This is a genomic window from Sinomicrobium pectinilyticum, assembly GCF_003725735.1.
Lineage (GTDB): Bacteria > Bacteroidota > Bacteroidia > Flavobacteriales > Flavobacteriaceae > Sinomicrobium > Sinomicrobium pectinilyticum.
In genome coordinates this window covers 14934-28831 of record NZ_RJTM01000005.1, presented here as the reverse complement: position 1 = coordinate 28831, position 13898 = coordinate 14934, and the positions used below count along the sequence as shown (strand labels likewise).

Genomic DNA, 13898 nt, shown 5'->3' with positions numbered 1-13898 from the left:
AATTCAATTATATAGCATGGATACTTTTTGTCTTACATATCACGGTTGGGACCCCAAGGAACAAAAACTAAGGGAAGCATTGTGCACTTTGGGGAACGGGTATCTCGGAACCCGTGGAGCTGCCGAAGAAAACTCTAACAACGAATTCAATTATCCCGGGACCTATATTGCGGGAGGGTATAACAGGGCCAAAACCGAAATTGCAGGAAGGACCTTAGAAAACGAAGATCTGGTAAATTTCCCGAACTGGCTTTGCCTGAGTTTCAGGCCCGAAGGAGGAGAATGGTTAAACCTGGAAGAAACGGAGGTCCTGGACTACGAACAGAAGCTGGAAATGAAAAAAGGGATCCTCACCAGGAAATTCAGGATAAAAGACCCTCATTACCGGATAACCTCTATAGAAAGCCGCCGCCTGGTAAGCATGAAAGACATGCATCTGGCAGGGATACAATGGAACTTTACTCCTGAGAACTGGAGTGGAGATATAGAAATACGGACAGCCCTTGACGGTACGGTAATTAATAATAACGTCGCCAGGTACAGGGAGCTCGAAAACAGGCATTTAAAACCTCTTTATTCTGAAGTGATCGATAAAGATGTTATTCTTTTACTTGTCCGGACTGCGCAGTCGGATATTACCATGGCACAGGCCGCACGCACCAGGATCTACACCCAAGAAAAAAAACAATTGAAAACGACTGTCTCCAGTCACCAGAAAGACAAGTACATAGAGCAGGTCCTGGGTTTTCATGCCGAAGAAGGTAAAAAATATACGATTGAAAAAGTTGCGGCGATTTATACGAGCCGGGACCCTTCGATCAGCGAACCTTCGCTTGAAGCACGCAAAGATATACAACGGGCAGGCCCCTTTTCGGAAATGCTCGAAAAACAGCAAGACGCGTATCAGTTTTTATGGCACCGGGCAGATATTGGCATTAGCGGTAACAAAAAGGTCCAGCAGCTGGTCCGGCTTCACATATTCCACAACCTGCAGACAATCTCTCCGAACACAATTCCCCTCGATGTCGGGGTACCTTCCCGGGGCTTACACGGAGAAGCCTACCGCGGACATGTTTTTTGGGACGAACTATATATTTTCCCCTACTTTAACCTCCGGTTTCCGGAAATTACCAGAAGCTTGCTAATGTACCGGTACTACAGACTGGACGAAGCGCGATACGCTGCCAAAAAGGAAGGGTATAAAGGAGCCATGTTCCCCTGGCAAAGCGGCAGCAACGGTAGGGAAGAAAGCCAGGTTATACATCTCAACCCCAAATCGGGAAACTGGATACCTGACAATACCCATCTCCAACGGCATGTAAACGCTGCCATAGCCTATAATATCTGGAATTATTATTTAACTACCGAGGACAGGCTGTTTCTTTCCCATTACGGAGCCGAAATATTTCTCAGCATCGCCCGGTTCTGGGCCGGTAAAGCTAAATACAACCGGGACCGCGACCGGTATGAAATACACCATGTGGTGGGGCCCGATGAGTACCATACTTCCTATCCCGATTCCGGTGAACATGGACTAAAAAACAATGCCTATACCAATGTAATGACCGCCTGGGTACTGCAAAAAGCCCTTGAGATCCTCGATCTTATCGAAAAAAGCCGAAAGGAAGAATTGCTTCTGCACCTGGCCATTGATGAAAAAGAATTGTCCCTGTGGAAAAAAATCAGCAAAAAAATATTCGTTCCCTTTATTAAAGATGGTATTATTAACCAGTTTGAAGGTTATGAACAACTACAGGAGTTCCCCTGGGAGGAATACCGGGAAAAATATGGTGACATTCAACGCCTGGATCGGGTTCTTGAAAGCGAAGGCAACAGTCCCAATACATATAAAGCCAGTAAACAAGCCGATGTGCTGATGCTCTTTTATGTTTTTTCAAAGGAGGAACTTCATACCATTTTTCACCATCTCGGTTATGAATTTAAGGAAGACCATATCAGGCAAAACATCGAATATTATAAAGAGCGGACCTCCCATGGTTCTACCCTAAGCCGGTTCGTCTTTTCCTGGGTGTTATCCAAATACGACAAGAAACAGTCCTGGAAGAATTTTAAAGCGCTCCTCATCAGTGATTTCGAAGACATTCAGGGTGGGACTACCCCGGAAGGAATCCATCTCGGGGCCATGGCGGGATCCCTCGACCTTATCCAGCGTAATTTTGCCGGCCTTTCCATACGCGATGATGCTTTGTGGATAGACCCCAAATTACCGGACAGTATCGAAGAGATTTCCCTGTGCATAAATTACAGAAACCACCGGATCTGTTTCACTGCAGGGCATGAAAAGCTAAGGATTGCCTTTGAAGAAGGATGGAGTGATAAAATGAATATTGGTGTCCGTGACGCAATTCATGAATTCAACAGGGGGGAAATGCGTGAATTTCATCTCGGGCTGGGGACAGAAAATAACAAAGATTAATTCTTAAATATATGACCTCGCAATGCAGAATGGAACAGGTACACATATCGAAAATGTCTATTTAAAGTCTGCGGAGGAAGTGCTAGAAGCGGTTTCCGTAGATTCAAATAAGGGATTAACCGACAAGGATATTGAAGAGAGGTTTCGTAAATACGGCAGGAATATCCTCGAGAAACAAGAAGATAACAGCATCTGGAAAATTCTCCTCTCTCAGATAAACAATCCCGTAATTTACCTTTTATCCGCTGCATCCGTACTGGCGTTCATTTTTGGCGATATTGCCGAGGGGATTACCATAGTTATTGTATTGCTCATAAATACGGGAATTGGTTTCTGGATGGAATACAAAGCCCAGAAATCCATGAAGACCCTGAAGGAACTGGATAGAATAGAGGCGCGGGTATTACGAAATGGCAAAGAAGAAAAAATAGATGCCGAAAAAATAGTTCCCGGTGATATCCTGATCGTGGAAGCCGGTGATCTTATCGCCGCCGATGCACGCATACTGGAAAAGAATGAACTGGAAGTGGATGAATCTCCCTTAACCGGCGAATCGGTTCCGGTAAAGAAATCTTCTGCTGCTCTAATGGAAGAAAAACCCGTAGCTGACAGAAACAATATCCTGTATAAAGGAACAGCAGTAAGCGGCGGCACGGGAAAAGCCGTCGTTTACGCTACAGGGATGCAAACCGTACTGGGCAGCATTTCGGCGATGGTAGGAGAAGAAAAAAAAGATGAGATACCGTTAAATAAGAAACTAAACAAACTGGTCAAAAACCTTATTTACATCACTATAGGATTGGCCGTTGTTTTTCTGGTCATAGGGTGGATCGCCGGAGAAGAACACTATTCGCTGATCCAGACTTCCATTGCCTGGACAATTGCGGCCATTCCCGAAGGCCTGCCTATTGTGGCAAGTATAGCCCTGGCAAGGGGAATGCTTCGCCTGGCGAAAAAAAACGTGATCGTAAAAAAACTGGAAGCTGTGGAAACGTTAGGGGAAACCGGGATTATTTTCACCGACAAGACCGGCACCCTCACAATGAACCAACTTACCGTAAGCACCTTATATCTGCCCGGGGATCTGAGAATGAAGGCCGAATGGCAAAATGCCAAACCCACTATACAAGAACAGCAGGACCCGGAAAAAAATGAAAATTTTCTTCACGTTTTCAAAATTTCGGCACTGGCAAATGATGCACGCCTGGAAGAAGGGGAAAACGAAAAAGGAGAAGGAGACCCGCTGGAGATCGCTTTACTGGACTTTACTCAAAAGCTTAATCCTGACCTCTACCGGAAAATCCGTGGTCTGGAAAGAAAATTACACGATCCGTTCGATTCCGGCACGATGGTAATGGGGGCCGTATACCGGGAAAATGAAGGGTTTTATGTAGCCGCTAAGGGTGCTGCACATGCCATTTTCGATCGCTCGGATAAAATACTGACCGGCGAAGAAGTAAAAGACTTTACGGATAAAGAAAAAGAGTACTGGCACAAAAAAAATGACGAATTGTCCGAAGAAGGGTTCCGTGTACTGGCATTTTCTTATAGGAACACTGATATTCTTCCGGAAGGAGAAGAAGCCGAAGACTTTATCCGCGGAATGGTTTTTGCCGGTTTGATAGGTTTTATTGACCCTCCCCGGAAAGAAGTTGCCGACGCCATCAATACCTGTAAAAATGCGGGGATCAAAGTAATGATGGTTACCGGAGACCATCCCGGAACCGCTAAAAATGTCGGAGAGCAGGTAGGCTTATATGACCGGGAGGAGAAAAGCGGGAATGGAGTGCTTTCCGGACAAAAACTCGGCGAAGAACTGGAAAAAGAAGACGATTCCCGATTATTCACGGGCAGTATATTTTCCAGAGTGGACCCTGCCCAGAAACTGGAACTTATCAAACACTTTCAAAAAAACGGAGAAATAGTGGGGATGACGGGCGATGGCATAAACGATGCCCCCGCACTTAAAAGGGCCAATATAGGGATAGCCATGGGAAAACGAGGAACGCAGGTTGCTCAGGAAGTATCTGATATGGTATTAAAAGATGACGCTTTCGGTTCCATTGTGAAAGCCATTGAACAGGGACGTATCATCTTTGGTAATATAAGGAAGTTCATTATTTACCAGCTCTCTTATCACCTGAGTGAAATACTGATAATCGCCTTGATAAGTTTTACCTTGTTCACCCTGCCTTTACTCCCGTTACAACTGCTTTTTCTCAATCTGCTGTCCGATGTTTTTCCCGCATTGGCTTTGGGAGTCGGAGAAGGAAATCCGGGAATTATGAAAAAACCTCCCAAGGATCCCGAAGAACCTATTCTCACCAAAAAAAACTGGGCCCGGATTGCCCTTTATGGCGTGATATTTACAATATGCATTTCGGGAGCCTATTTCTTTGCCCATTTTGTTTGGGACCAACCTGAAGAAATAACAAATAACATTGCCTTTTTCAGCCTGGCATTCGCGCAGTTGCTCCATGTATTCAATATGAGAGAAGCTGACGAACATATTCTGAACAACCAGGTGACAAGGAACAATTATATCTGGATGGCCCTGGGACTGTGCTTTTCGATACTCATAGCAGCCTATTTTATTCCGGCGATTGCGGATGTCCTTTCTTTGCGGAAACTGGAACCGCGTATCTGGGGACTTATTATTATCACCAGTCTGCTGCCTTTGCTCATCATACAAGCCGGAAAACTCATGAGAAAAAACTTTTGAAATTCAAACAGGAACAGCATTCCCGGTAAAAACCTTTAAAGACCGTAAAACAGACAATTTATAAAAACCCGAATAATGAATATAGCGACTTTAACTCTTAACCCGGCCCTTGACAAAAGTACTTCCATAGATAAACTTCAGCCGGAAAAAAAGCTGAGATGTGAAGAACCGAATTATGAACCCGGCGGTGGCGGGATCAATGTTTCCAGGGCCATACATATTCTCGGGGGCGAATCACTGGCTATTTATGCGGCCGGTGGCCCGGCAGGCAATAAAATAGAAGAATTACTTAAACAGGAAAGAACAGACCAGTACCGGATTCATGTGGAAAACCCCACCCGGGAAAATTTGATGGTCATGGAAAAAACCACCGGAAACCAGTACAGGTTTGGGATGCCCGGGGGAAATTTGGACCAGGAAGAACTCCGGAAATGTATTGATGCGGTACACAGGCTGCCAGGTGAAATAAAATACCTTGTTGCCAGTGGTAGTTTACCTCCGGGTGTTCCGGATGATTTCTACGGAACAATCGCTGAAATCGCGAAAAACAAAAATATCAAATGTGTAGTAGATACTTCGGGGCAGGCTTTAATAAAAGCCGCGGAAATGGGGGTATGTATAATGAAACCTAATCTGGCGGAGTTAAGTACCCTGGCGGGAAAAAAGACAATATCAGGATTGGAGCAGGAAGAGATCGCAAAAAAGATAATAAGCGAAGGTAAAGCGGAAACCCTGATCGTTTCCCTTGGCGCACGGGGAGCCATGGTAGTTACTGAAACCACCATTAATTATGTGGTCCCTCCTACCGTAAAACAGGAGAGTACTGTAGGTGCGGGAGACTCCATGGTAGCAGGAATCGTTTTGTCCCTTTCCCGTGGCGATGACCTCCAGGATGCAGTAAAATGGGGGGTCGCCGCAGGTACGGCTGCAACCATGACACCCGGCACCGAATTATGCCGGAAAAAGGATGTGGAAAAAATATTCCGGTGGTTAAAAGAAAAAGAAACCACAGATAAATGACCCGGCCAACTCCTCCTCTGCCCCCCGATGGCTCCCATTCAATCAGAGCTGTTGCAACATAGGGTTCCGAAATAGATCGGTTTTATTCGCAGGAGAAGGTTTCCTGTAACTTCAGGAGGAGTACTAACAAAATCGCGAAAAAATCAAGTCCTTCCCTTCTTCCTGTAAAATCACCTGAAATTATGGAAAAATATTCTGAGAAAAGCACCGCAACATCCATACCTTTTCCACTTCGGGTCCAAAAAAATTTACCAGCCGTTCTTCCACTTTAGTACAACACTGAACTTTAATATATTCAGGCTGACTTTTAACAAATCATAAGGAGTCTATTACAGTTAATCTTTTTAAATTAAAGATATGTCTAACCGCTAAAATCATGAACTGATGGACCCATATATTCGTTTTTTTAAAGATCTGAGTAGCGAGGATACGGCAGAAGTCGGAGGTAAAAATGCCTCGCTGGGGGAAATGATAAACCAATTGAACCCAAAAGGTATCCGTATCCCGGACGGGTTTGCCACTACGGCCAGAGCGTACCGGGATTACCTGGAACACAATAATTTAAGAGAAAAACTAACCGCTTCACTCGATAAACTGGACAAAAAAGATTTTAAAAATCTTTCCGAGACGGGAAAAAAGATCAGGGAAGAAATCATGCGAGGGGAATTTCCCGAAGAACTCGCAGCAAAAATAAAAGAAGCTTACGGACAACTGGAGAAAAGAGAAGACTCCCTTACCAGCGTAGCGGTAAGAAGCAGTGCCACCGCCGAGGATCTCCCCGAAGCTTCATTTGCGGGCCAGCACGATTCCTTTATGAATATTCAGGGCCCGGAGCAAACCCTTGAAGCCTGTAAAAAATGTTTTGCTTCACTTTTTACTGACCGTGCCATCCGTTACCGGGAACACAATGGTTTTGACCACATGAAAGTAGCCTTGTCGGCCGGGGTACAAAAAATGGTCCGTTCAGACAAAGCTTCAGCGGGAGTTATTTTCACCATTCTACCGGACAGCGGTTATGAAAAAGTGATTTTTCTTACAGGGTCATGGGGCCTCGGCGATAATGTGGTCCAGGGAGCCGTTAACGCAGATGAATTCCATATTTTCAAACCCGCTTTAAAAAAAGGAATGCGTTCCATTATTTCCAAAAAACTGGGGACCAAAGAAAAATCCATGATCTATGCCAGCGGAAAGAAAAAAAACGACACCACGACAACAAACAAAAAAACACCTCCGGAGAAACAAAAACAATATGTTCTTACTGACGAGGAAGTAATACGGCTTGCCGTGTGGTCCCTGGAAATCGAAGAACATTATAAACGTGCTATGGATATTGAGTGGGCCAAAGACGGAGAGAACGGTAATTTATACATTGTACAGGCCAGGCCCGAAACAGTGCACTCCGGAAAAGACAAAACCAGGATCAAAGAGTACCATTTAAAAAAGGAAGGAAAGATCATTACCTCCGGTACCGGGATCGGAGATAAGATAACAAAAGGCATAAGCCGTATCTTAAACTCTCCCGATGAGTCCGACAAACTACAGGAAGGAGATGTTTTAGTAACTGAAATCACCAATCCCGATTGGGACAATGTGATGAAAAAGGCATCGGCTATTATTACCAACAGTGGCGGACGCACAAGCCATGCGGCCATTGTAGCCCGCGAACTGGGCGCCGTGGCGGTTGTTGGTACCGAAAATGCAACAAAAGCCATCGAAGACGGGCAGGAAATTACCGTATCCTGTGCCGGGGGAGATGTGGGGAATGTATTTGAAGGATTTCTGGAGTGGGAAGAAGAAGATATCGATTTCGGAAGTTATGAACAGCCTCAAACCGAAGTCATGTTGATATTGGCCGATCCGGACACGGCTTTTAATTACAGTAATTATCCCGTGAAAGGTGTTGGCTTAATGCGTCTGGAATTCGTAATAAACAACGCTATACAGATCCATCCGCTTGCACTGCGGTATTTTGATAAACTGAAAGACAGGAAAGCCCGGCAAACAATCTCCGGGTTAACGGCTTCCTATGAAAAAAAAGAGCTTTTCTTCATTGAAAAATTAGCAGAGGGGGTCGCCACTATTGCGGCCGCTTTCTATCCTCGTGATGTCATTGTAAGAATGAGTGATTTTAAATCAAACGAATATGCGAACCTGATCGGCGGAAAAGAATTCGAACCCGACGAAGAAAATCCCATGCTCGGTTTCAGAGGTGCTTCCAGGTACTATAGCGATGAATACAAAGATGGGTTTGAAATGGAATGTGAAGCCATGAAAATTGTAAGGGATGAGATGGGATTTACCAATGTAAAACTGATGATACCTTTCTGCCGCACCCCGGAAGAAGGAGAAAAAGTGGTACATCTCATGGGTGATTTCGGTTTAAAACAGGGGTGGAATGACCTGCAGATCTATGTCATGTGCGAAATTCCTTCCAACGTGTTCCAGGCAGAAAAATTTGCCGAAATTTTTGACGGTTTTTCCATCGGTTCCAATGACCTTACCCAACTTACACTGGGTCTGGACCGGGATTCGGCACAGGTAAGCTATCTGTTTGACGAAACCAATCCCTCTTCCAAACAAATCATACGTATGGCCATTGAGCAGGCTAAAAAGAAAGACCGGAAAATAGGTTTATGCGGGCAAGCACCCAGTGACCTTCCCGGCTTCGCCAGGTTTCTTGTAGAACAGGGGATCGATAGTATTTCCTTTAATCCGGATGCTGTGGCAAAAGGGATCACCAATATTCTGAAAGCCGAGAAAAAACATTGAGTACGGACCGGGAAAAACAATTCCTATGGACATAGATCAAAAACACCCATATCACAGTATAAGCAGTAAGGAAGCCCTGGAGAAAGTTTCGGGAAAACCCGAAGGCCTTTCTTCTGAAGAAGCACAGAAGAGACAGGAAGAATTCGGCAAGAACAAATTGGAGGAAAAAGGAGGTATGAACCCCCTGGTATTATTCCTTAAGCAGTTCAAGGATTTCCTCATACTGATCTTGTTTGTTGCCGCCGGAGTTGCCTGGTGGGCGGACCAGATGGCTGACGTTTATATAATCGTGGCCGTGATACTCTTTAATGCGATTATGGGGTTCACTCAGGAATATAAAGCCGAAAAGGCAATCAAGGCCATCAAAAGTCTCGGCCAGAAACACGCTTTTGTTTTACGGGATGGGGAGGAACGGGAAATTTCCTCTGAAGACGTTGTCCCCGGCGATATTGTGATACTGAAAGAAGGAAACACCATTCCGGCAGATGGCCGGTTGCTGGAAACAAAGGAACTGCGTACCGCCGAAGCTTCTTTAACCGGCGAATCCATGCCGGTCGATAAAAATCCCAATGCCGTAGAAGAAGATGCTGCCATCGGGGACCGGTTTGGTATGGTCTGGAAAAGCACGAATGTCGTTAATGGCCGGGGAAAGGCTGTAGTCACAGCCATAGCAGGAAATACCGAAATCGGGAAAATAGCAACATCCATGGATAAAATGGAGATGCAGGATTCCAATTTCAGAAAAAAAACAAATTTACTGGGAAAACAAATGGCGGTTATTGCCATTATCACTGCAGTGATCATTTTTTCCCTGGGATACTGGCTACAGGATTATGAATTCCGCGAAATTCTTCTGGTCACTATAGCAGTACTGGTCTCTACCATTCCTGAAGGGCTGCCTGCAGTCATATCCATTGTATTGGCCATAGGAGCTAACAGTATGGCAAAGCAAAAAGCGTTAATAAGGGAATTTACCGCAACCGAAATGATGGGGTCCGTTTCCGTAATCCTCGCCGATAAAACAGGAACAATCACCCAGAGTATCCTCGTAGTAAAAAAAATATTCACCGGCAGCGGAAAAGAAATAACCGTATCGGGAACCGGATACCAATTGGAGGGAAAATTCACGGAAAATAGTGAAGAATTTCATTTAAAAGAAAATCCTGTGGAACGGAAACTTTCGGCCATCGCCGCATTCTGCAACGACGCGCATATAACACGACGAAAAAAAGACAAAACGGAAGAACATGATGAAGAACCGGGAGTAACGGGAGATCCTACTGAAGTTGCCATGCTGGTCCTCAGCAAAAAATCAAAGATTAAAGAAAAGGAGCCTTACACACAATACAAACTGCTGGATGATCTCCCTTTCAAATCGGAACAAAAATTTCGGGCGTCACTGGTAGATACCGGGGAAGGCCCCGAGATTTTTGTTATTGGAGCGCCGGAACGCATACTGGCACTAAGCAAGGAATACCTGACCCCGGAAGGACCGCAAAAACTGCATAAAGAAAAGAAAAAGGAAATCCGGGAAAAAATGGATAATTATGCAGATCAGGCCCTGCGCGTACTTGCCCTGGGCTATAAAAAAACCGAAAAAAAAGCGGATCTTTCCCATGATGATATAGAAAACCTGACATGGGTAGGAATTACCGGGATTATAGACCCTCCTGCAAAAGGAGTACCGGAAGCCATCGAAGAATGCAAAACAGCAGGAATCCGTGTAGTAATGGTTACCGGCGATCACAAAAAAACAGCCACGGCCATTGCCAGGGAAATAGGGATACTGACCGGCGAAGAAAAAGAAGGGGAATACCCGGTCTCCCTGACTACAAAAGAACTGGATGTAGAAGATGAAAAGTTTGACAGGTACGTTGAAAATGTAAATATTTTCGCCAGGATGAACCCCGACACGAAATTGCGTATAGCAGAAAGGCTCCAGACAAAAGACACCCTGATAGCAATGACCGGGGACGGGGTAAATGACGCCCCCGCCCTGAAACGCGCGGACGTGGGGATCGCCATGGGAAAGCGTGGTACGGATGTGGCAAAAGATGCCGCAGAGATCGTACTCCAGGATGATAATTTCAGCAGTATTGTCAACGCTATCCGTGAAGGGAGAACCGTTTTTAACAATGTTAAAATAACGAGCTATTTTCTACTGACCACTAATTTTGCTTTTGCAATAGCCTTTATTTTCGGCATGTCCATAGGATGGCCTTTGTTATTTACGGCTGCACAGATCCTGTATGTCAACCTGATCACTGATGGTATCATGGACGTTGCCCTGGCTACAGAACAGGGACATGGGGACAGTATGCATCACCCTCCGGTAAAAAAAAGCGAAAAGATACTGAAATGGGATATCCTTCCATATCTCCTCCTGGTATCTGCGGTCATGGTCACTCTCACCTTGTTGAGTTTTCAGTATTATCTGCCCCAGGGAGAAGTAATGGCAAGAACGGGGGCTTTTATTATTGTTTCCACAACCCAGTTGTTTAATGCTTATAACATGCGTTCACTTCGGTTATCCGTATTTAAAATAGGGATGTTGAGCAACCATTGGGTAAATATAGCCTTCATAGTGGCGATTATACTTCAGGTCCTGGTAATAAAAATACCATTTCTAAGGGATTTTATGGGATTCGAAGACCTGCCTTATACACATATCCTTATCATGATGGCATTGTCCTCCCTGATAGTGGGTGTTGGCGAATTATACAAATACCTGAAATTTAAGAAAGATCTTTTTTAAGATCAAACCTCTCTTGTTCACATATTTACCTGAACTACTAATCCTGAACTGTTTATTATGAAAGAATTTGAAAACAAAAAAGTAATACTATGGGATTTTGACGGCGTGATCCTTGATTCCATGGATATAAGGGAAAAGGGATTCAGAGAAGTTTTATCCGGTTATCCCCCGGAGCAGGTTGAAAAATTACTGCAATACCATCATAAAAACAAAGGGCTTTCCCGCTATGTAAAGTTCAGATACTTTATGAAAACGGTCTTACGGCAAGAGGTGAATGAGGAAAAAGTGGAGAAATGGACAAAGGCATACTCCGAAATTATGAGGAAAGACCTTACTTCAAGGGATAGGCTGATTCGGGAAACACTGGATTTCATAAAAAATAACCATAGCCGGTATGAAATGCATGTGGTTTCCGGTTCCGATGGGGACGAGCTGCGGTTCCTGTGCCGCAAACTGGATTTATCCCCGTATTTTAAAAGCATCCAGGGTTCCCCGGAACCTAAAATCTCTCTCGTCACAAATACCCTCCGGAATTTCGGGTACGAGAACTCCGAAGTTTGCCTCATCGGGGACAGTATCAATGATTATGAAGCTGCGGCAGAGAATAACATTGATTTTTATGGTTATAATGATCCGAAACTCCGATCAAAAGGATTGAATTATATCCATTCTTTTGCATAAAGTATTCACCGGATATCCCTAAGGCCCGGCCTATGCCGGAACAGGTATAAATGCTTGTTTTTTTCGATTTCAAAAGGTCAGTCTGATTTATTTTTCTTTTCCGAAAGTACATGGGTAGTGCTGTCAAAAAACAATCCGGCAGCTTCCATTATGGTTTCCGATAAGGTGGGATGAGGACGAATAACCGAAACGAGTTCTCCTGCCGTTGCTCCCATTTCTATAGCAAAGGAAATTTCCGGAATAAGAGAACCCGCATTTTTTCCGGCAACCCCTCCTCCCAGTATTCTTCCGGTTTCGGGATGGAAAAGTAATTTGGTGAGCCCTTGCCCTGTCTCCATCATCACCGCATGCCCCGAGGCCGTCCACGGATATTTACCAGCTTTGAAGCTGATATCGTTTTCTTCGGCCATATGTTCCGTAAGCCCGCACCAGGCAATTTCAGGATTGGTAAATACGATACCGGCAATCGACCTGGGGTCATAAACTGCTCCGGGTTCACCGGCTATTACCTCTGCGGCTATCTTTCCCTCATAAGTGGCTTTATGTGCCAGAAACGGTTCCCCGGTAAGATCACCTATTGCAAAAATACCGGGGATATTGGTTTGCCGGCGCGGATCTACCTTTATAAACCCGTTCTTATCTGTCTCTATACCTGCATTTTTCAGGTCCAGGGACTCCGTATCCGGTTTCCTTCCTATCGCAACAAGTACCTTGTCATATTGTTTCTCCTGTGTTCCTTCATCATTCGTAAGAGAGACCTGTAACTTTTCTTTTCCTGTCTCTACATGTTCCACTCGGGTATTAAAATATACGGCTTTAAAAAGATTTTCATTCTCTTTTTCAAATACCTCCACAAGGTCCCGGTCCGTCCCCGGTAAAAATCCCGAAGCCATTTCGGCTATCGAAACCCTGCAGCCCAATACTGCATACATACTCCCCAATTCAAGGCCTATGTACCCTCCCCCTACAACCAGCATCTCTTCCGGGATCTCATTTATTTCCAAAGCATCTATGGAATCAAGGATATTCTTGTGGTCGGTTTTTACCCCCGGTAAACTCAAAGGGACCGAGCCGGTAGCAATCACTGCCTTCCCGAATACCAGGTCAAATGCCTCATCGTCTTCCGGTTTGATCTCCAGTGTATTTGAAGATTTGAATTTTGCCTTTCCCTGTATATATTCTATATCTCTGGACCCGGCCAGTTGTCCCAGCCCCCGGGTCAGTTTGGTTATAATATTGTTCTTCCAGTCGTTTGTTTTTTCCGGATCCATTTCCGGGTCTTTAAACTCGAGGCCGCGGTTTCCCACCTTTGCAGCCTCCTGCCTGGTCCCGGTAACATGTAACAACGCTTTGGAGGGGATGCACCCGCGGTAAAGGCATACGCCGCCGGGGTTTGCTTCCGGGTCAACAAGAGTGACTTTTACACCGAGATCGGCAGCACGAAATGCGGCGGCATACCCCCCGGGGCCTGCACCAATGATTACTAGTTCCCTTTTCTGCTCTTCTGTCATAAC

At 45.0% G+C, this 13898-nt stretch carries 7 protein-coding genes; 6 read left to right on the top strand and 1 reads right to left on the bottom strand.

Features of this window, described 5'->3' with window-relative positions:
• Positions 1 to 16: 16 nt before the first annotated feature.
• The 6 genes from ED312_RS01505 to ED312_RS01480 all read left to right on the top strand — a co-directional run bounded on the left by ED312_RS01505 (position 17) and on the right by ED312_RS01480 (position 12384).
• Complete coding sequence (locus ED312_RS01505; RefSeq protein WP_123214233.1) at positions 17 to 2437, top strand: glycoside hydrolase family 65 protein; 2421 nt, start codon at positions 17 to 19, stop codon at positions 2435 to 2437.
• A 22-nt stretch (positions 2438 to 2459) separates the two neighbouring features.
• Complete coding sequence (locus ED312_RS01500; protein ID WP_123214232.1) at positions 2460 to 5159, top strand: cation-translocating P-type ATPase; 2700 nt, start codon at positions 2460 to 2462, stop codon at positions 5157 to 5159.
• 75 nt (positions 5160 to 5234) lie between these two features.
• Entirely contained in the window at positions 5235 to 6179 is a 945-nt protein-coding gene (locus ED312_RS01495) for a 1-phosphofructokinase family hexose kinase (RefSeq protein ID WP_123214231.1), read from the top strand.
• Between the two features lie 384 nt (positions 6180 to 6563).
• Positions 6564 to 8948 carry a phosphoenolpyruvate synthase gene (gene ppsA, locus ED312_RS01490; protein WP_123214230.1) on the top strand — a complete coding sequence of 795 codons (2385 nt, stop codon included), beginning with the start codon at positions 6564 to 6566 and terminating at the stop codon, positions 8946 to 8948.
• A 25-nt stretch (positions 8949 to 8973) separates the two neighbouring features.
• A complete protein-coding gene (locus tag ED312_RS24335; protein ID WP_123214229.1) occupies positions 8974 to 11703 on the top strand; it encodes a cation-translocating P-type ATPase in 2730 nt (909 codons plus the stop codon).
• Positions 11704 to 11760: 57 nt separating this feature from the next.
• The gene (locus ED312_RS01480) at positions 11761 to 12384 is read left to right on the top strand and encodes an HAD family hydrolase (RefSeq protein WP_123214228.1); all 624 of its coding nucleotides are present in this window, start codon (positions 11761 to 11763) and stop codon (positions 12382 to 12384) included.
• A gap of 77 nt (positions 12385 to 12461) precedes the next feature.
• On the opposite strand, the gene lpdA is transcribed toward ED312_RS01480, so the two are convergent.
• Positions 12462 to 13895 (bottom strand): dihydrolipoyl dehydrogenase, encoded by a 1434-nt coding sequence (gene lpdA / locus ED312_RS01475; RefSeq protein ID WP_123214227.1) that lies wholly within the window; start codon positions 13893 to 13895, stop codon positions 12462 to 12464.
• Between the last annotated feature and the right edge of the window lie 3 nt (positions 13896 to 13898).

What these genes read in the sequence shown, in the direction of transcription:
- ppsA (WP_123214230.1), top strand. Translation starts at nt 6,564, where the DNA reads ATGGACCCATATATTCGTTTTTTTAAAGATCTGAGTAGCGAGGATACG.
- ED312_RS01505 (WP_123214233.1), top strand. Translation starts at nt 17, where the DNA reads ATGGATACTTTTTGTCTTACATATCACGGTTGGGACCCCAAGGAACAA.
- ED312_RS01480 (WP_123214228.1), top strand. Translation starts at nt 11,761, where the DNA reads ATGAAAGAATTTGAAAACAAAAAAGTAATACTATGGGATTTTGACGGC.
- ED312_RS01495 (WP_123214231.1), top strand. Translation starts at nt 5,235, where the DNA reads ATGAATATAGCGACTTTAACTCTTAACCCGGCCCTTGACAAAAGTACT.
- lpdA (WP_123214227.1), bottom strand. Translation starts at nt 13,895, where the DNA reads ATGACAGAAGAGCAGAAAAGGGAACTAGTAATCATTGGTGCAGGCCCC.
- ED312_RS24335 (WP_123214229.1), top strand. Translation starts at nt 8,974, where the DNA reads ATGGACATAGATCAAAAACACCCATATCACAGTATAAGCAGTAAGGAA.
- ED312_RS01500 (WP_123214232.1), top strand. Translation starts at nt 2,460, where the DNA reads ATGCAGAATGGAACAGGTACACATATCGAAAATGTCTATTTAAAGTCT.